Annotated in this window: 16 protein-coding genes; 7 read left to right on the top strand and 9 right to left on the bottom strand. The window is 37.0% G+C overall.

Features of this window, described 5'->3' with window-relative positions:
* Positions 1-5 precede the first annotated feature (5 nt).
* From ABVM49_RS12585 to ABVM49_RS12595, 3 genes are all read right to left on the bottom strand, one after another.
* Entirely contained in the window at positions 6-872 is an 867-nt protein-coding gene (locus ABVM49_RS12585) for a hydroxymethylglutaryl-CoA lyase (protein ID WP_405202239.1), read from the bottom strand.
* Between the two features lie 48 nt (positions 873-920).
* Positions 921-2,477: an NAD(P)/FAD-dependent oxidoreductase gene (locus ABVM49_RS12590; protein ID WP_405202240.1), complete on the bottom strand. Its 1,557-nt coding sequence runs from the start codon at positions 2,475-2,477 to the stop codon at positions 921-923.
* A 100-nt stretch (positions 2,478-2,577) separates the two neighbouring features.
* On the bottom strand, positions 2,578-2,850 hold the full coding sequence (locus ABVM49_RS12595) for a DUF4834 domain-containing protein (protein ID WP_405202241.1): 273 nt from the start codon (positions 2,848-2,850) through the stop codon (positions 2,578-2,580).
* A gap of 110 nt (positions 2,851-2,960) precedes the next feature.
* Here ABVM49_RS12595 and ABVM49_RS12600 point away from each other — a divergent pair, with 110 nt between their 5' ends.
* From ABVM49_RS12600 to ABVM49_RS12610, 3 genes are read left to right on the top strand one after another with little or no spacing between them, the layout of a single operon-like run.
* On the top strand, positions 2,961-3,953 hold the full coding sequence (locus ABVM49_RS12600) for a transporter (RefSeq protein ID WP_405202242.1): 993 nt from the start codon (positions 2,961-2,963) through the stop codon (positions 3,951-3,953).
* Between the two features lie 19 nt (positions 3,954-3,972).
* Positions 3,973-5,112, top strand: coding sequence for a GTP cyclohydrolase (locus ABVM49_RS12605; RefSeq protein ID WP_405202243.1), 1,140 nt, complete (start codon positions 3,973-3,975; stop codon positions 5,110-5,112).
* 26 nt (positions 5,113-5,138) lie between these two features.
* Positions 5,139-5,585 (top strand): hypothetical protein, encoded by a 447-nt coding sequence (locus tag ABVM49_RS12610; RefSeq protein ID WP_405202244.1) that lies wholly within the window; start codon positions 5,139-5,141, stop codon positions 5,583-5,585.
* Positions 5,586-5,593: 8 nt separating this feature from the next.
* Here the strand turns inward: ABVM49_RS12610 and ABVM49_RS12615 are convergent, their stop codons facing one another.
* The 4 genes from ABVM49_RS12615 to ABVM49_RS12630 form a co-directional block, all read right to left on the bottom strand.
* Positions 5,594-6,460, bottom strand: a complete 867-nt coding sequence (locus ABVM49_RS12615) for an N-acetylglucosamine kinase (protein WP_405202245.1) — start codon at positions 6,458-6,460, stop codon at positions 5,594-5,596.
* Between the two features lie 109 nt (positions 6,461-6,569).
* Positions 6,570-7,571, bottom strand: a complete 1,002-nt coding sequence (gene gap / locus ABVM49_RS12620) for a type I glyceraldehyde-3-phosphate dehydrogenase (protein WP_035324680.1) — start codon at positions 7,569-7,571, stop codon at positions 6,570-6,572.
* 15 nt (positions 7,572-7,586) lie between these two features.
* Positions 7,587-8,573 (bottom strand): 6-phosphofructokinase, encoded by a 987-nt coding sequence (gene pfkA / locus ABVM49_RS12625; RefSeq protein ID WP_021779243.1) that lies wholly within the window; start codon positions 8,571-8,573, stop codon positions 7,587-7,589.
* Positions 8,574-8,776: 203 nt separating this feature from the next.
* On the bottom strand, positions 8,777-13,171 hold the full coding sequence (locus ABVM49_RS12630; RefSeq protein WP_405202246.1) for a translocation/assembly module TamB domain-containing protein: 4,395 nt from the start codon (positions 13,169-13,171) through the stop codon (positions 8,777-8,779).
* Positions 13,172-13,258: 87 nt separating this feature from the next.
* Between ABVM49_RS12630 and tsaD the strand changes: the two genes are divergently transcribed.
* The 4 genes from tsaD (at position 13,259) to ABVM49_RS12650 (ending at position 17,046) form a co-directional block, all read left to right on the top strand.
* A complete protein-coding gene (gene tsaD, locus ABVM49_RS12635; RefSeq protein ID WP_021779245.1) occupies positions 13,259-14,299 on the top strand; it encodes a tRNA (adenosine(37)-N6)-threonylcarbamoyltransferase complex transferase subunit TsaD in 1,041 nt (346 codons plus the stop codon).
* Between the two features lie 2 nt (positions 14,300-14,301).
* On the top strand, positions 14,302-15,003 hold the full coding sequence (locus tag ABVM49_RS12640) for a 16S rRNA (uracil(1498)-N(3))-methyltransferase (protein WP_405202247.1): 702 nt from the start codon (positions 14,302-14,304) through the stop codon (positions 15,001-15,003).
* A 187-nt stretch (positions 15,004-15,190) separates the two neighbouring features.
* Positions 15,191-16,171: a hypothetical protein gene (locus ABVM49_RS12645; protein ID WP_405202248.1), complete on the top strand. Its 981-nt coding sequence runs from the start codon at positions 15,191-15,193 to the stop codon at positions 16,169-16,171.
* Positions 16,172-16,284: 113 nt separating this feature from the next.
* Entirely contained in the window at positions 16,285-17,046 is a 762-nt protein-coding gene (locus tag ABVM49_RS12650) for a CDP-alcohol phosphatidyltransferase family protein (RefSeq protein ID WP_405202249.1), read from the top strand.
* Between the two features lie 74 nt (positions 17,047-17,120).
* On the opposite strand, the gene ABVM49_RS12655 is transcribed toward ABVM49_RS12650, so the two are convergent.
* Both ABVM49_RS12655 and ABVM49_RS12660 read right to left on the bottom strand, forming a co-directional pair.
* Positions 17,121-17,780, bottom strand: a complete 660-nt coding sequence (locus tag ABVM49_RS12655; RefSeq protein WP_375252693.1) for a porin family protein — start codon at positions 17,778-17,780, stop codon at positions 17,121-17,123.
* Positions 17,781-17,939: 159 nt separating this feature from the next.
* A complete protein-coding gene (locus ABVM49_RS12660) occupies positions 17,940-18,545 on the bottom strand; it encodes a porin family protein (protein WP_405202250.1) in 606 nt (201 codons plus the stop codon).
* Between the last annotated feature and the right edge of the window lie 25 nt (positions 18,546-18,570).

The following is an 18,570-nucleotide window of genomic DNA, read 5'->3' on the forward strand; positions in this document are numbered from 1 at the left end:
TTCTTCTAGTGATATTTTTGAAATATTTTGAGCGCCTCGTTATAGCTGCTCTCAAAACTCATCGTGTTGATGTTATCATATGCTTGTACAGAGGCAAAGTAAGAAACTAGCTTCTCTGTAGGCATATTACCGGTAAGATCATCTTTTGCCATAGGGCAACCGCCAAAACCTTGTATTGCTCCATCAAAACGCACACAACCTGCCTTGTAAGCGGCATCTACCTTTTCGTGCCAGGTAGTAGGTGTGGTATGTAAATGTGCTCCAAATTCTATATTTGAGTACCTTGGTATTAAGTTAGAAAAAAGGTAGTCTATAGTTTCTGGGTCTGAGGTACCTACCGTGTCTGATAGTGATAATATTTTTACTCCCATCTTACTTAGTCGTTCTGTCCACTCCCCTACGATATCAACATTCCAAGGGTCTCCATATGGATTTCCGAAGCCCATTGATATGTAAACTACAAGCTCTTTACTTTTTGAGTCTGCGAGCTCTATAATGTCTTGTAGTAAATCTATAGACTGGTCTATGGTTTTATGCGTGTTACGCATCTGGAAGTTTTCTGAGATAGAAAAAGGATAACCTAGGTAGTCTACCATCTCGTGTTGTACAGCATCTTGCGCACCACGCAGGTTTGCGACTATGGTAAGAAGTTTACTATCTGTTTTTGAGAGGTCAAGGCTATGCAATACTTCTGCAGAGTCTTTCATCTGAGGGATTGCTTTAGGAGACACAAAGCTACCTACGTCTATCGTATCAAAACCACAACGCAGTAGCGACTGGATATACTGTATTTTAGACTCCGTAGGAATCCAATCTTTTATGCCTTGCATCGCGTCACGAGGACACTCTATTATTTTTACCTTTTTACTCACTTTGTAAAAATAGGATTTTAAAAACGGACTTGTAAGAGTTGTGTTACTTTACGCCTGCTTCTTTTCAATAATCTTATCAACACAATTTATACCATCTATGGCTGCAGAGATGATACCTCCAGCATATCCAGCTCCTTCCCCGCAAGGATAAAGGCCTTTTACCTCTACGTGCTCTAGGGTTTCCCACTCACGTGGTATGGATACGGGTGATGACGTTCTACTCTCTGGTGCGTGTATTACGGCATCATTAGTAAGGTAGCCCTTCATCTTTCTACCATAAGCTCTAAACGCCTTCTTTAAACGTTTAGATAAAATATCTGGTAAAACTTTATTGAGATCTACAGAAACAATACCGGGTTGATATGACGTCTTTGGGAAGTTTTTTGACACCCGACCGTCTACAAAGTCGCGCATACGCTGTGCAGGTGCTGCTTGGGTTTTTCCTGCGGCTTCCCAGCAAGCACGCTCTACAGACTTTTGAAAATCAAGACATACAAAGGGATCATCCTTTTTATAATTAGGCAAATCTTCTGGAGTTACACTCACGACAATACCTGAGTTTGCATACGGATTATCACGCTTAGAGGGACTCCAGCCGTTTGTCACTACTTCTTCTTGACTTGTTGCACAAGGTGCTATAATACCACCTGGACACATACAAAAAGAGTAGACCCCCATACCGTCTACCTGCTGTACTAGACTATAAGACGCTGGAGGTAAATAAGGATTATCACCATCTGAGTGATACTGTATATCATCTATAAGTTCTTGCTGGTGCTCTATACGTACACCTATGGCAAATGGCTTTGCCTCAATCTTAATATTACGCTTATGAAGTAAGTAAAATATATCTCTCGCCGAGTGACCGGTCGCTAGTATCACATTATCAAAATCTAGCCAATCTGTATCATTTACTTGTATAGCCGTAATCTGGTTATCCACCACTTTGAGATCTGTGAGTTTCGTATCAAAACGTACTTCACCGCCGTGTGCTATAATAGCCTCACGCATCGCCGTAATAATTTTAGGAAGCTTGTTTGTACCTATGTGAGGATGCGCATCTACTAGTATATCTTCTACCGCGCCAAAGTGTACGAACCACTCTAGAGCTTTAAGTACATTACCACGCTTTTTTGATCGTGTATAAAGCTTACCGTCTGAGTAAGTGCCTGCGCCTCCTTCTCCAAAACAGTAGTTTGAATCAGGATTAACAATATGATCTTTATTTATAGCCGCAAGATCTCGTCTTCTAGCTCTTACATCTTTACCTCGCTCAAAAATTATGGGTTTTAGTCCCCCTTCTACGGCGCGTAATGCGGCATACAGTCCAGCAGGACCAGCTCCTATAATGGCTATCTCTGGAGCGTTAGAAACATCTTGAGGCACAAATGGAGGGATACTAGGTCGCTCCTCGCCTTTTTTCCAAAACTCTATTTGTAGCGATATTTTTACCGGTGATTTACGAGCGTCTATAGAGCGCTTACGTATATCCCACTCACGCACGTCGTCTGCACGAAGTCGGGCTTTTTTAAAAGCAACCTCTGCGATGTAGTCATCATCTTCGGCTTGGTGTGGGAGAACATTTATTTGTACAAGTGTAGACATAGCGCAAAGATAAGTGCTTTGCAATCTTGAAGTGCGTAATGACTCTAAAAAATGGGGGTAGAAATGTGGTTTTTACGCTTTCGCGAAAGCGTACTCAACATTAATCTATCTCCTCATAGTCTACATACTCTCCTACTACTTTTGAAGATTTTTTAGGAACATCTCTTGTAGGCTCTTGTTGTGATTGCCCATAGTGTTGCGTCTGTTGCTGGAAGCCTTTGAAGGCATTTTCCATTTTCTGACCGGCTTTTTTTGTAATGTACCTTACAATGTATGGCCAAGCTAATTTTGCCAAGAAACGAAGTCCAAAATATACCAGAAGTATGATGGCAATCGTTTTAATAAAACTTGGAATTTCTGCAACTAGCAGCATAATCTTTACTTTTTTTTCAAAATTAGTAATTATAGCTTGCAACAAAGAGATGCAGAAGCCTAAAAAAAAGATAAATTCTTCTATATTTGAACGACTAACCCATAACCTTTATGCACACCGTACGTATTATTGTTACTCTATTAATTTGTGTCGCTACAACAAGCTCCATTACAGCACAATACACAGAGACAATTAACTCAAACAGACCTGGAGAATCTCAAGGCGCTTTTAGTGTGGGTACTCGTGTTTTACAGGTAGAAACTGGTTTTGACATAGGGAATGACACCCACTCGCTTTTACAAACAGATAAGGATATACTGGGGTATAACCTCAATTTACGTTACGGTTTATTTTTTGAAAAACTAGAGCTTAACGGGTTTATGAGATACCAGCGCAATGAGGTATCATTTATTTCTGGATCTGCCACGCCAGATGTTATCGCAGGACTAGAGACGGTACAAATAGGTGCCAAATACCTTATTTATGACCCATATAAATATGCTAGTGACGAGGTAAATCTATACAGTTACCACGCAAATAGACGTTTTAAGTGGAAGTCACTTATCCCTGCTGTAACAGTATATGCTGGAGGTGTTTTTGATTTTGAAAACAGCCAGTTTAATTCTATTCGTGAGGATGGTATTAGTCCTAACTTAGCGCTTATACTCCAGCATAACTGGGGTCGCTGGGTGTGGGTAAATAATATTATAGTAGATAGAGCAGGTACCACATACCCTACTAACTCTTGGATTACAACCTTAACACACTCCTTTAATTCAAAATTTGCTGGCTTTGCAGAGTACCAGCTTATAGATGGTGATCTCTATGCAGATTATCTAGTACGAGCGGGAGCTGCATATCTTATCACAAAAAACCTACAAGTAGACCTAAGTGGTCTGGCAAACTTTAAAGACACCCCTACCCGCTGGAACGTCTCTGCAGGAGTTTCTTATAGACTAGATTTACACGAGAAGGATGAGATTATAAAAGATAGAGATGCAGATGGTGACAAAAGGAGCTCATCAAAGCGTCAAGCGGAGCGCATAAATAAAAACAAAAAACGTAAAGATGCAGTAGATCCTGACGGTGACGGCATTAAATAATACCCCCTAAATATTGCAAATGATTACGCTTAAGGAAATGATTACCCCTAAAGAACTTAAACAATTTGTTAAGTTCCCATTTTCCCTATATAAAGATGAACCTAAGTGGGTACCTCCCATCATAGCAGATGAGCTAGATAGTATGGACCCTGCAAAAAATCCTGTGTTTAAAAATGCAGAGGCACGTTATTTTCTTGCTTTCGCGAAAGCGGAAAACGGAAAACAAGAAGCCGTAGGAAGAATTTGTGCTATCATCAATCATATAGAAATCAACGAGCAAAAGAAACCTAAAATGCGTTTTGGCTGGTTTGATGTAATAGATGATATAGAAGTAACTAAAGCACTGTTATCTAAAGTCTCAGTTATTGGAAAAGAAAATAATCTTGAGTTTATAGAAGGACCTGTAGGTTTTTCTAATATGGAGAAAGCAGGATTACTTATAGAGGGATTTGAGTATCTCAACACAATGATTACTTGGTATAACTACCCGTATTACAAGGATCACTTTGAACAACTAGGTTTTGAAAAAGCTGCCGAATGGGTTGAATATAAAATTCAAATAGACCCACCAGAAAAGCAGAACCCTAAAGTGAAGAAATTTGCAGATATTATTGCAAAGCGCTATGAGCTTAGCCCACTAGAGTTTAAAACCTCTGCAGATGTAAAGCCGTATGTAGATGAGATGTTTGGGTTACTTAATAAAACATATAATACTCTTAGCACCTTTGTACCTATACAGCAGTATCAAATAGATCACTACAAGGAGAAATATATAAAATATATTCATCCAGATTTTATAAAGTGTGTACAAGATAAGGAGGGTAAACTAGTTGCTTTTGCTATTACAATGCCATCTTTTAATGAAGCGCTTAAAAAAGCAAATGGATCGCTCTTTCCTTTTGGTTTTTATCACTTGCTTAAAGCAAAAAAGAAAAATGACACTGCTGCCTTCTACCTTATAGGTATTGATCCAGAGTATCAAAACAAAGGGGTTACGGCTGTTATTTTTCAGAAAATGCAAGAACTATTTAACTCTAGAGGGATTACACAAGTTGAAACAAACCCAGAACTAGAAGAAAATAAAGCCATACAACAGCTCTGGAAAAATTACGAACACAAGCTTCACAAACGTAGAAGAACGTATCGCAAAGATTTATAGAACACATTTATACGGGTAACACATTTATGATAGATTTACTAAGCCTCATAAGTCTTGCTGTAGATGCGGCTCTAGTCGTACTTATTTTAATCGTACAGCTCATAATATACCCTAGCTTCTTATATTATAATCGTGATAATCTTGTAAACTGGCATAACAAGTATACAGGTAAGATTGCTGTAATAGTGGGGCCACTTATGGTCATACAACTTTTACTAGCTGTTTATACTGAATTTACTGGTAGTTTATATACGATAGGAACTATTTATCTAGTCTTCGTATTATCTACTTGGGTTACCACTGCACTTATATTTGTACCGCTACATAAAAAAGTGACCCAAAATACTCACACAGATGGAGATCTTAGGTCACTTGTTTCAAGAAACTGGATTCGTGTTGTTTTATGGGTTATAATTCTCTGTATAACGGTATTAAAACTTAATATACTCCAGCTGTTTTCTTTTTATAATTAATAGTGTTGCTACTTGGCAAGAATGTGTTCTTTATGATGCGCGACAAGGCCATCTATAGGTCGCTTAAGAATCTTACCAGCTGTAAGTCCAAAATTATTTAATACTGCTTTGAGTTCTGCTTGTAAATAAAAACCTATAGAACCTACAAAGTGTATAGGTATGTCTTTTGCATCTGGAAACTGAAGAACAATCTGGTGTTCTACAAATACAGAAAGCCCTTCCTTTATAACGCCTTGGCAATACTCCTCATCTTTATTTTCAATAATGAAACGTGCAAAGGTTGCTAGGTACGTATTAGGATTAGGATTTTTATAAAGGTGATTCTTTATATTTTCTGAGCTTAAATCATATTCTGACTCAAATTTTTGGGCTAGCGCTTCTGGTATTTTACCAAATTTATAATCACGTATAAGTTGACGTCCAAAGTAATTACCACTAGCATCATCCATTACTACATACCCTAGAGATACTACCTTTTGGATTATTTTTTCTCCATCAAAGTAACTGCAGTTGGAACCTGTACCTAATATACAAACTATACTTTTCTCTCCCTCTTTAGCAGTAGCATATAATGCAGCAAAGGTATCTTCTTTAAGTACTATATCTGTAGCTTTTGTAAATATCTCATCAAAAACACTTCTCATTAAAACACGAGGGCGCTCTGTACCACAACCAGCACCATAGAAGTAAAGTGCTTTTACATCTTTTCTATGTTTATAAAGCTCAAAGTTGTTTACAATACGTTCTCTCAATATCTCTTGAGACAATACTTGAGGGTTTAACCCTAAGGTTTGTGTTTGGAAAAGACTTTTACCATCATCAGTTAGCGCAATCCAATCTGTTTTTGTCGAACCGCTATCTACTACTAAAATCATATAATACGTGTATGAAGAAAAAAATAAAAAACGCTTTTGCAGCAATATATACTCAACCTAATATTCTTAGGTTGTTAGATATATAACTACAAAAGCGCGCTAATGCATCTTAAAGTGTATTTACTTTTTCTGCAAGGTCAACGAGTTTGTTTGAGTATCCAAACTCATTATCATACCAAGATACAAGCTTGAAAAAAGTTGGGTTTAATTCTATTGCACTATCTGCATCAAATACAGAAGTACGTGTTTCGCTTACAAAATCTTGAGATACAACTGCATCTTCTGTATAACCTACCACACCTTTCATAGATCCTTCGGCAGCATCTTTAAATGCTTTTTTAATAGCTTCTACAGACGTTGCTTTTGAAGTCTTCACAGTTAAGTCTACTACAGAAACATCTGCTGTAGGTACACGGAAAGCCATCCCTGTAAGTTTTCCATCTACTGCTGGTAGTACTTTCCCTACTGCTTTTGCAGCTCCTGTAGATGTAGGTATAATGTTATTTAAAGCACTACGGCCTAGACGATAGTTCTTGCGGCTAGGTGCGTCTACTACAAATTGTGTAGAAGTACCTGCGTGTATTGTAGTCATAAGAGCCTCTTCAAGACCAAAGTTATCTTCTATAACTTTTGCCATAGGTGCTAGACAGTTTGTAGTACAAGAGGCGTTAGACACTACGGTGTGTTCTGCCGTAAGATCTCCATCATTTACTCCCATTACAAACATAGGTGCATCTTTAGAAGGCGCAGATATTACGACTTTCTTTGCTCCACCCTCTATATGGTAATTTGCAGTTTCTAGAGTCGTAAAGATACCCGTACACTCTGCTACAACATCTGCTCCAGCTTCATCCCACTTAAGGTTTTTTGGGTCACGCTCTGCAGTAACACGTATAGTTTTACCGTCTACAACAAGGTGTCCATCTTTTACCTCTACAGTTCCATCAAAACGTCCGTGTACAGAGTCATATTTAAGAAGGTACGCTAGGTGATCTACATCCAGTAAATCGTTTATTGCTACTACATCTACATTATCACGCTTTACTGTCGCTCTAAATACGATACGTCCAATACGTCCAAAACCGTTTATTCCTAATTTTAAATTTGCCATTGTTCTTCTCTATTATTATGTGGTCATTATCTCTGACACACGGATTAATTCTTTATTTATTTTACTCTCCCCCTTAATTGCTTGTTCTAGCGGTGTAAGGGTCATTGTATCGTGTATGGTACCTACCATATAATTACTTTTTCCTTCTATAAGACTCTCTACAGCCTTTACTCCCATACGGCTAGCTAGCACGCGATCATAGCAAGTAGGAGATCCTCCTCGCTGCATATGCCCTAGTACAGAAACACGTACGTCATACCCCTCAAGATTTTCATCTACATAATCTTTAAGTTCAAAAACAGATTTCCCTATTTTATCACCTTCGGCTACGACAACGATACTTGATGATTTTCCAGATATTTTAGAACGCTGTAGTGATTCTACTAGTCGTTCTATACCCATATCTTCTTCTGGTATTAAGATCTCTTCGGCACCAGCACCTACTCCAGCATTTAGAGCAATGTGACCTACATCGCGGCCCATTACTTCTACAAAAAAGAGCCTATCGTGTGAGTGTGCAGTATCACGTATTTTATCTATAGCATCTACAGCAGTATTAAGTGCTGTATCATACCCTAGTGTGCGGTCTGTACCACTTATATCATTATCTATTGTACCAGGTATACCTATCACTGGGAAGTCAAACTCTGCGTTAAAATGAAGTGCTCCTGTAAATGTACCGTCACCACCTATTACTACAAGTGCATCTATACCTGCCTTTACCATCTGGTTATGAGCAATCTGTCTACCATCTGTAGTTCTAAAACGCTCGCACCTGGCAGATTTTAAAAAGGTTCCTCCTTTATTAATTATACCACGTACACTTCTTGCGTCTAGCGGAATAAAATCACCCTCAATCATACCGTCATACCCTCTGTGTATCCCTACACATTCTAACTCGTGATAAGCACAAGTACGTACAACAGATCTTACTGCAGCATTCATTCCTGGGGCGTCTCCTCCAGAGGTCATAACTGCTATTTTGGTGATTTTTTTACTCATATAAGCACAATTTTAGATTAAATTTAGCAAACTTAATGTAGAAAAATCAATGAATTGGGGTGTAATTTATTGGATTGTCAATTTCAAACGTTTTCGGTTGAAAAGTTTTTTGGAATTCTTAATTATGACACATCAAAAAGAAGCCGAAAATGATAAAATGAGGAAGAATTACGCTTTCGCGAAAGCGTAAAAAAAGACTTTTCCTATTTATTAAATTGAACGCCATCTGGTCCAATCTTTTTTGGGACATCTCTTTCGCCTTGAGCTTGAAGAACAGCTTCTTCTACTTTGCCTTTAAATACTTTACGTAGTAGTTCTTTAAAAGTATTAAAATCTACAGCATATGAAAGTCCCACTCCTTGGGTATAACCTTCTATCTCTCCTATAAACTGAATATCTGTCTGGCGGTTAAAGACTTTTGCTCGTAACGTTCCATCTTCATTAAGTAAGAAATCTATCTCTACATCACCCACAATCACACTCTCACTAATACCTCCTGTAGGCACTCCTACTTTACCATTTATAAGAACTCGGTTTGTAATTTGAGTAGACAGGGTCACTCCTACTCTACCTGCAGATTGGATATTTGCCGTAGGGTCACGCTCTGCTTGTACAAGATCTACTCCCACGTCAAAAATACTATCATCATCATTAAAGAGAATACCAGATAGTATAGAAGACGTAGTCTCAAGAAGATTATTTACAGCTGCAGTAGCAGTATTTACACTAGCCGAGCTTAAAAATGCTCCTTGCGAAACGAGAGATATAGCGTTAAGCTCTTTTGCATTACGGTCTTGTAATAAAAATTCTAACTCTGACACCACGGTACTACCGGCACCAGGAAACTCAATATCAAAAGTAATATCTGGCTTTAACAGCTCTCCTGCTAGGTTAATAATTACGTTAACTGGTATTTTTCTATTTACGGTAGAAGTTTCTAGTAATGTACTTGGATTAGCCTGCGTTCTATAGATTGCGCTTACATCTAGTATAGCTTTTGCTGGATCACCATCCCAGCGTATGTTTGCATCCTGTTGTAATATAAAGTCTTTTGTTACAATACCTCCGTAACGGAAATTAAAAACTCCTTCGGTGGCAATAAAATCCCCATTCATTATAAACTTACCATTCGTATCAAGTTGTATAAGTAAGGTACCTACTCCTCTCCCTCTTAAGGTACTACCATTAGTTTTATCTACAACCACCTCTACCTCTGCATCTGGATCTATATCTAGGTCAAAATTTACAGAAAGACCTTTTACCGCTTCTGTGATAATTTTCTCACCGTTAATACGAGCCTCTTTTTCTTCTGGACTTAAAAACTTTATGTAGGAGTTGTCACCTAGAGTTTCTGAGTCATCTATAGGGATTTTAAAAACGGTACCCTTGGCAGTTTCTCCAAAAACGTCTATCACTAGATTATCTGTAGGGCCTTTAATAAATGCCTCTCCTTCTAGAAAAGCTGTACCATAATAGAGCGACTCTAGATTTTCTTCGGTATCGAGTACGGCAATTCGAGAGGCGCTTATACCTAAATCGAGTTTCCAATCATTAAAGGATTTGTGGCTTATCTTGCCATTAAGGACACCTAAGGTTTTATACTTGATATCTTCCAGTTGTACAGCTTGAAACTCGAACTCTTGTTTTCTTAAAACAACATTTGAAATACCTCTAAAATCATAATCCACATTGAGATAAGGAATTTGTAAACCTGCATCTTTTAAGGTCAAATTACCATTTATCTCAGGGTTGCGATAGTCTCCCTCTACTTTTGCATTACCACTCACTAAGCCACGTATTCTATCTATCACGCCCTGCCCCATAGGATTAAATGGGCTTAAATCAAGATCTTTAAGGCCCACAGCCATATCTATAATAGGTATAGTGCCTGCAGCATCTATAGTCCCATTTGCTGTAAAGGATTTTAATCCCTCACGTGCAAGGCGAGACTCAATCTCATATTTTGATAAAGTTGCATTACCTCTTACATTAATATCTAGCTGCCCAAGGTTAGTCTCATTTACAGAGAAGTCTGAAATTGCTAGTGAGGTAACAGGTAAATAAGCACCATTTTTCTGAAGTACATCTAGCTGTCCATTAATGCGTCCTCCCAGGTTGAGACTATCGAGCTCTGGAGTTACTTTGGCTAGATCTACGTTTTTAAAATTTGCTTTTATATTCTTATAGGTGCTATCACGTATCTGGCCTTTAAGATCAATAAGCTCATCTTTATGACTTAACACCAAGGTCTTAATATCTATATCTTTAAAGTTATTATCAAATACGACACTGTTATTCTGGTCGTTTTTTTCGTTTATAAACCAAGGCGTATCCTTGAATACAATTTCAGATTTTTTAAAACCTAATACCGAGTTTCCTTCTTCATTAATAGTATGATATAATGACAAATCAAAAGAGTCATCATTGCGCTTACCACCCGTAAACTCTGAGCGCATAAAGAGTGTATCTTTAAGAGTCACATTAATTAGGTTAAAGTCTGATACCGCATAAAATCCTGCGTTTATACTATCTGCAGCGACGTATGTATTAAATAGTGGGTTCTTATTATCTACACGTACTTCTATAGCTTCTGCCATATACCCAAAGGCATCTATTTGCGGTGACTTAAAGGTGAGTTTAAACTCAGAGTCGTCTGCCACCACACTACCTCTTATAATAGTTTCTGGCTCAAGTTTTAAATCTGGCACAAATACTTCTACAATCTTATTATAGATCGTAAACTCAAAATCCATAAACTGATTTTCTGTGAGAATCTCAGGTTGATAATTTGTATATAAACTACCTATGGCATTTTTAAAAAGTGGCACCACTTCGCCAAATTTATAAATACCACTCACCTCACCACTTATTATGTCTGTAGAGTTTATAGCAATGGTACGCACTTGTTTTTTATCAAACTTTGAAGTGATCTCAAAATCTTTAAAACTGTAAGTGTTGTTTTTATTTTGGTAACTCGCATCTTCAAAAGAAATACGACCATACATATTCTCAATACCAGTACCCCTCATATCTACAACAACGTTACCTTTAAGTACAGAGATACTGTCGTTTATAAAATTAAGAGAAACAAGATCTGCATAATCTATTTGTGCTTCTAGGTCGTAACTATTAATCTCTTTTGATATATCCACAAGACCATTAAACTTACCACGAGCATTAGGATCATCTATAAGCACTTCTCCGTCAAAAACCGGAGCCTTAAGATTTCCAAATATGGTAATATCCTTATAATCATAATCATTGTAGCCTATACTTGCTATAGTACCAGAAAGCTTAGTATTAATAGTCTCTTGTATAAACCCTTTACCGTCTACATCTAGATTAAAAGTTGCCTTACCCAGCCTATCGTCATTAAGCAACTTTCCTAAGTTAAAATCATCTACCATTACAGTACCTTCATAACCAGCATTTTCGGCATCTTGTAAGCCTGTCATTGCCAGGTCTAGGTTAACAGTACCTAGATCTGTACCTATAACACCCGCTGTAACTACAGTAGCTCTTGTAAGGCTATTTTTACCCGTAAAGCGTATTGTACCTAGCTGCGTCATCTCTGTAGGTAGGCTTTCCAGTGGTTTTGGGAGTAACTTTTTAAGGTCAAAATAATTTGTTTGCACACTTTTATAATCACCACTAATTCTAAACTTGTTACTGTCTAGCAAATTTTCAAAAAAGACATCTCCACGTATCATAGAGTTCCCCAGACCTTTCACCTCGAGATTAGGTACTCTAAAATCATTGAGATAGCCGGAGAGATCTCCTTGTATGCTTAAGGTAACATCTGGTGCAATGTCATTGTAAAATGGGCGTATATCGTTTGTTGATATTTCCGCTTTCGCGAAAGCGGCCTTCACCTCTACCAGCGTGTTAAAATCGTCTAGTGCTCCGTCTGAGGTATCTAAGGTAATGTCACCTTCAAGTGAAGAATCATTTGTAGTTAATGAAAAATCGTTGAGAGAAATTAAATCTGGATCATAGTGAAATATACCATCTAGTGTTCTAATCTGGTATCCTTTTATAGCATCAAATGAGAGCGAAGTTATATGTGCATCAACAGTTTGATTATTGATAACAAAATCTTCCCACTCTGTAGTGAGATTTTGGTAATCTAACACAAAGGGATCGTTAAGCTCCTCATTTATATACATAAACCTGCCATCGGTAATGAGCACATCGTCTGATGCTAATAGAAAATTTGTGTTTCCTTGAGAATTGTTTGAAGCAAATTTACGTGAGAAGATTGTAAGGTTATCTGAGGTGTCTCCTTCATATTTAGTAAGGTAAAACCGTGCACCCTCTAGACTTATATCACCTAGATCAAGATCACTATCCAATACCTTTTTAACACTGTAAACACTTGTGGCAAGCTCACGCACATAGATCATTGTATCATTTTTATGATCTCTTATGAGAGTACCTTTTACCAGTACATCACCATTCCATTTAAGTCCTACGCGTTCTAGGTGTATTTCTGTACCATATTTTTCATTAATACGATCTGTTGCATTTTTTGCAATATGCGTTTGTACAGCTGGAATAGAAAAAAGTAGCACGATGAGCCCAAATAGTAAGAACAACACCAAAAGCGTGCGAAGTGCTATTTTTTTAAATTTCTTGATAGGGCTTATTGTTTTAACTTTGTAAACTTATTGCAACTTACGTGCCTTATGAATACTGATTCTCAAAAAACTTACATTCTCGCTATTGAATCTTCTTGTGATGATACTGCTGCTGCTGTATTACAAAACGATAAGGTACTCTCAAATGTTGTTGCAAACCAAGCGATTCATCAAGAATATGGAGGTGTAGTTCCAGAGCTTGCCTCGCGTGCACATCAACAAAATATAGTGCCAGTTGTTACCGCTGCATTACGTAAAGCAAATATCGACAAAAAACAACTAAGCGCCATTGCTTTTACAAGTGGACCTGGCTTACTTGGGTCCCTTCTGGTAGGCACCTCATTTGCAAAATCTTTTGCGATGGGGCTAGACATACCGCTGCTGGACATAAACCATATGAAAGCGCATATACTAGCCCATTTTATAGATGAAGAAGGATATGATAAACCTAGTTTTCCCTTTATAGGAGTGACAATATCTGGTGGCCATACACAAATAGTGCGTGTAGATGATTACTTTAAAATGGAAGTCATAGGTGAGACTATAGATGATGCCGTGGGTGAAGCCTTTGATAAAAGTGCAAAAATTATGGATTTACCCTACCCAGGAGGACCGCTCATAGATAAGTATGCACAACTGGGTAATCCAAAAGCTTTTCCTTTTACAAAACCCAAGGTGGATGGTCTTAACTTTAGCTTTAGCGGTCTTAAAACACAAATAATGTACTTTGTACAAAGACAACAGGAGGCAAACCCTGACTTTTTAAAAGAACATAGGGATGATGTGTGCGCCTCAATACAATATACCATTGTAAATATCTTAATGGATAAAATTAAGAAAGCGGTAAAAGAAACTGGCATTACTCAAATCGCTATAGGTGGTGGCGTATCTGCAAACAGTGGTATAAGAACCGCGCTAAAAAAGGCAGAAACTACTCACGGCTGGAAAACATTTTTACCAAAATTTCAATACACGACAGATAACGCAGCGATGATAGGCATTGTGGGATACCTTAAGTATAAAGATCTTGTAGAGAAAGATTCTTTTCAAAACTTAGAAGTAAGTGCTCAATCTAGATTGAAAATATAAGTATGCAACTATTTTACAGCAAGAGTCTTGATATAGAAAGCACCTCATACACTTTACCTAAGGATGAGAGTAAGCACGTTATAAGGGTACTACGTAAGCAGCCTGGTGATACTATCTATCTTACTAATGGTAATGGTTACCTGTTTACTGCGCAGGTATATGATGCAAATCCTAATAAATGTAAATTATCTATCACAAGCCACACATACCAAGAGCCAAGAGATTACAAACTACACCTCGCTGTAGCCCCCACAAAACTCAATGATAGATTTGAGTGGTTTTTAGAAAAAGCAACAGAGATAGGTGTTACAGAAATCACACCACTACTTTGTGATCATAGCGAACGCAAAGTAATAAAGGAGGAGCGCTTTCTTAAAATATTGCAAAGTGCAATGAAGCAGTCACTGCACTATCACCTACCCGCACTAAACCCGCTCACGCCTTTTAAAGATTTTATAACAAATGCACATAGCAATACATTTATAGCCCATTGTGAAGACGATAAAAAAAGTCTCCTTAAAAGTGACCTATCTCCTGGAACAGACTACACAATTTTAATAGGCCCTGAGGGAGACTTCTCAACTACAGAAATACAACAAGCCCTACAAAAAAATATAACACCTGTATCACTAGGTCATAGTAGACTACGTACTGAGACCGCTGCCATTGTAGCCTGTCACAGCGTGGCATTTATAAATGAATAAGGATTTTGTGACTAACAACTCACTAGCTATTAAAGATTACATAAATACTGTTATTAAAAATCGTTTTCTTACAATTTTGTATATCCAATTATAAATTGTTTATTTGCCTACCTTTTATTACCTCACGGTAAGGGGCCCAACTACTTAATAATTAAAAAGTTAGATAAAATTGCGTAATTTTGTCAAGTTGGTCACACCCTTTATCCCGGCGTTTATAAGCGTTTGTGGAGGCCTACTGCTGGTTATAGGTCTTATACTATATTTCCCGCTTGACAATAAATCACAACTACTTACCACTGTACAAATAATAGTTGTTATAAGCATACTGCTCGTTGTTGTTATTTTAGGTTTCATTCTTACCAAAACGTCTCAACTACAATTTACAGGAGACTCTACAACATTAGAAATACAGAAGCTCACCCAGCAAGTGCATTACTTTAGAGATATTGCAGATATACTTGTACGATCAAAAGTTTGGGCACCTGGCTTAAAAGAATATATAGATGAAGAGTTTACTAACCTAAACTACTTTCTAGTAAAAGAATTTTATAAAGGTAGATCTAAGCTTGCACTTGAGTATATAGAAGAAAAAGATCGCTATGGAGAAACAGAAATTTTATATTTAGAGACTAAAGCCATACTTCTTAACGACCCAAGTAAAGGAAGAGTAGATAACTATATGAACCCAAAAGAGTACGATAGCCGTATGCTCAAAAAATGGGCAGAGCACAAAGTAGGTACTGGCTGGAACCATTATTTTGGTTTTAAATATAATCAGTTTAAAGAAGAGCTAGATGTTTCAAGAATATATGAACGACATCAAGAAAAGATTATAAATTATGCTGTTCAAATAGACACCATACGCTATCAAGATGTAGGCTTTAGTGAAGAACTCATTTCCAAACTAGGTATGCACCTCTCTGATGAGGTTATACCGCAATTACTCGCACTCACCCTTCAGGCAGTAAAGCGCGTCCCAAAAATTATGAATATAGCCTTTACACTCGTTGTATTACTTATAATTTTTGGTGTATTTCAACCCATTGCTATCATACTCTTTAATCTTGAAGAAGTCTTTAGTTTCATATCAATAAGTGTAGTTCTTAGTGTGCTTATGTTTCTAATGCTATCTATATATCCTTTTATAACCAGTCAAATTAACAAGTGATTAATTACGCTTTCGCGAAAGCGTAAACTACCTTTGTATTAGTTATATTTAATTAACAATTGCTGTTTTAAATTGCCCTTCTAGGTTTTTAAAAATGCTAAAACCTAGATTTTATGTCAAAATTACCACAGGCGCATCGTTTTACAGATTTATCAGACTATGGAAGAAAACCCGCTCAGTATATAGTACGATTTTTAAAGGATACCAGCGCTACTCCTGTCCAGGTTACGCTTCTCTTTTTTGTTTCGGGAATGATTGCTATCTATTGTATCTACACAGAATATTATATACTCGCGGCAATTTTTATGATTCTAAAATCTATACTTGATGCCGCAGATGGGGAACTGGCGAGAGTAAAAAAAACACCCTCCTACACGGGTCGATATCTAGATTCTATACTCGATATTGTACTTAATGCGTTATTCCTTTTAATGATAGGTTATAAGACAGATGCAGATGTTTGGCTTATTATTCTTGCATTTATAGCACTTCAAATACAAGGGACTTTATATAATTACTACTATGTTATCTTGAGATATAAACTCAACGGTGATACTACAAGCCGAATCACCGAAACGGGAACACCCCAAGCATTACCGGGTGAAGAGCAAGTTACGGTAACAGCTCTTTTTTACACCTATAAAGTTCTATATGGATTATTTGATAAAATAATCTATACGCTAGATCCTAGAGCCGCTAAAGGTAAGCTTATACCTAACTGGTTAATGACTCTTGTATCAACCTTTGGCTTAGGTTTTCAACTATTAATAATGGCTACATTACTGGTACTACAAAGCCCAGAACTTAGTATCCCTTTCTTTATAACATACACGTTACTTGTACCTGTATGTATCATACTACGAATGAAAGTCTAATAGCTCATATATTTGTCAAACTAAAAAAGCCTAGATTATATTATAATCTAGGCTTTTAATGTGTATTTATGGTCTTATAATCTATATCCTACACTAAAGGTAAAGTACTGATTGTTTCCAGTATTGTTGATAAGAAAATTATCGCTATTTACAAGGCTATTGCTATTTGCCCCAGGATCATCACCGCTTGGCGTATAAGGAACTACTATTTGAGAATCATCCTCAAATACTTCTAAAAATCCTCTTGTAAAACGTGCTTCTATAAAAACACTCTCGTTAAAATGATACCCTATTGCTCCAAAGGCAGAGACATCAAAAGATTTATAATTTTTAGACTGTAATGGATCAGATATTTTAATACCAGCTTGTGGTCCAGCAATAACAAAAAGCTGATTGAAGTTTATTCTCAAACCTAGTGGCAACTGTAAGTTATCAAAACGTGTTCCCTCATACTTATTACCTTGTGATGAGAATGCAAATTCTGGTTGAAAACTTATTTTATCATTAATAGGGAATTCGGCTAGAAATGCTACAGCAAACCCATAACGTCCTTCTTCTGCTCCGGTAGGTGCAGGTCTAGCGGCATCACCCATTCTATTAAAAAGATCGAACTCATAACCACTTATTTGACTATAGCTTAATCCAGCCTTAAAGCCAACTCTTGCGCCTTGAGCAAACAATTGTGTACTGCATATAAATGCAAAAAATAATAAAGAAAGTACTAGTTTTTTCATATCAATAATATAATAGTCGTTAATAACATTTTTGTGTTGCTGGGAAACTACTAGAATGTAAAGATAATCGCTATATTAAATATAAAAAGGCTTTTATATAAGAAAGCCTTCTTAATACTATAAAAAACAACTTACAATCGACAAGCTGCAATTCTAGACTTAAAGTCTATAACCAACGCCTAATTGTATTACCGCATTTTTTCCTTCAAGATTTGTAAACGTTGTTCCGCCTCCATTACTAAAGGTAGTTGCATTATTATCTTGAAAGATATCTGTAAGACCAAGTGTATATCTCGCCTCAATAAAAATGTTAGACTCAAAAATATACCCTATTCCTCCAAAAGCCGATGCTTCAAAGTTTGCAAACTCACCAGATTTATCTGAATCCCAAACCCTTACACCTATTTGTGGGCCTACGCTTACATATAAATCACTTATCTCTAGCTTAAGACCAAGTGGTAAGTTTAAATAATCAAGTCTAAAGCTCTCTAAATTTTTACCTTGTTGAGAGAAGATAAATTCTGGAACAAAACTTAACTTTTCTGTAAGAGGAATATCTACTAAAAAACCTACAAAATAACCTGTACGCCTTCCATCTAGCTGATCTTCTATCGTATTTGCCGCAGAAGAACCATCATTATTAAACTCAAAGCTATTAATGTCTGAGAAGTTTACTCCGGCTTTAAATCCTGATGTAACTTGAGCATTTACAGTCGTAAATACAAATAAACTTATGACAATTGTACTAAATAAAAACTTTTTCATTTATCGAATTTTCAGAGGGTTAGGG

The sequence above is a fragment of the Dokdonia sp. LLG6352-1 genome, from assembly GCF_045055815.1.
GTDB lineage: Bacteria > Bacteroidota > Bacteroidia > Flavobacteriales > Flavobacteriaceae > Dokdonia > Dokdonia donghaensis.

Excerpts from the sequence above, each read along its gene's own strand:
- ABVM49_RS12590 (WP_405202240.1), bottom strand. The coding sequence starts at position 2,477 with ATGTCTACACTTGTACAAATAAATGTTCTCCCACACCAAGCCGAAGAT.
- ABVM49_RS12595 (WP_405202241.1), bottom strand. The coding sequence starts at position 2,850 with ATGCTGCTAGTTGCAGAAATTCCAAGTTTTATTAAAACGATTGCCATC.
- ABVM49_RS12600 (WP_405202242.1), top strand. The coding sequence starts at position 2,961 with ATGCACACCGTACGTATTATTGTTACTCTATTAATTTGTGTCGCTACA.
- ABVM49_RS12605 (WP_405202243.1), top strand. The coding sequence starts at position 3,973 with ATGATTACGCTTAAGGAAATGATTACCCCTAAAGAACTTAAACAATTT.
- ABVM49_RS12610 (WP_405202244.1), top strand. The coding sequence starts at position 5,139 with ATGATAGATTTACTAAGCCTCATAAGTCTTGCTGTAGATGCGGCTCTA.
- ABVM49_RS12615 (WP_405202245.1), bottom strand. The coding sequence starts at position 6,460 with ATGATTTTAGTAGTAGATAGCGGTTCGACAAAAACAGATTGGATTGCG.
- gap (WP_035324680.1), bottom strand. The coding sequence starts at position 7,571 with ATGGCAAATTTAAAATTAGGAATAAACGGTTTTGGACGTATTGGACGT.
- pfkA (WP_021779243.1), bottom strand. The coding sequence starts at position 8,573 with ATGAGTAAAAAAATCACCAAAATAGCAGTTATGACCTCTGGAGGAGAC.
- tsaD (WP_021779245.1), top strand. The coding sequence starts at position 13,259 with ATGAATACTGATTCTCAAAAAACTTACATTCTCGCTATTGAATCTTCT.
- ABVM49_RS12640 (WP_405202247.1), top strand. The coding sequence starts at position 14,302 with ATGCAACTATTTTACAGCAAGAGTCTTGATATAGAAAGCACCTCATAC.
- ABVM49_RS12650 (WP_405202249.1), top strand. The coding sequence starts at position 16,285 with ATGTCAAAATTACCACAGGCGCATCGTTTTACAGATTTATCAGACTAT.
- ABVM49_RS12655 (WP_375252693.1), bottom strand. The coding sequence starts at position 17,780 with ATGAAAAAACTAGTACTTTCTTTATTATTTTTTGCATTTATATGCAGT.
- ABVM49_RS12660 (WP_405202250.1), bottom strand. The coding sequence starts at position 18,545 with ATGAAAAAGTTTTTATTTAGTACAATTGTCATAAGTTTATTTGTATTT.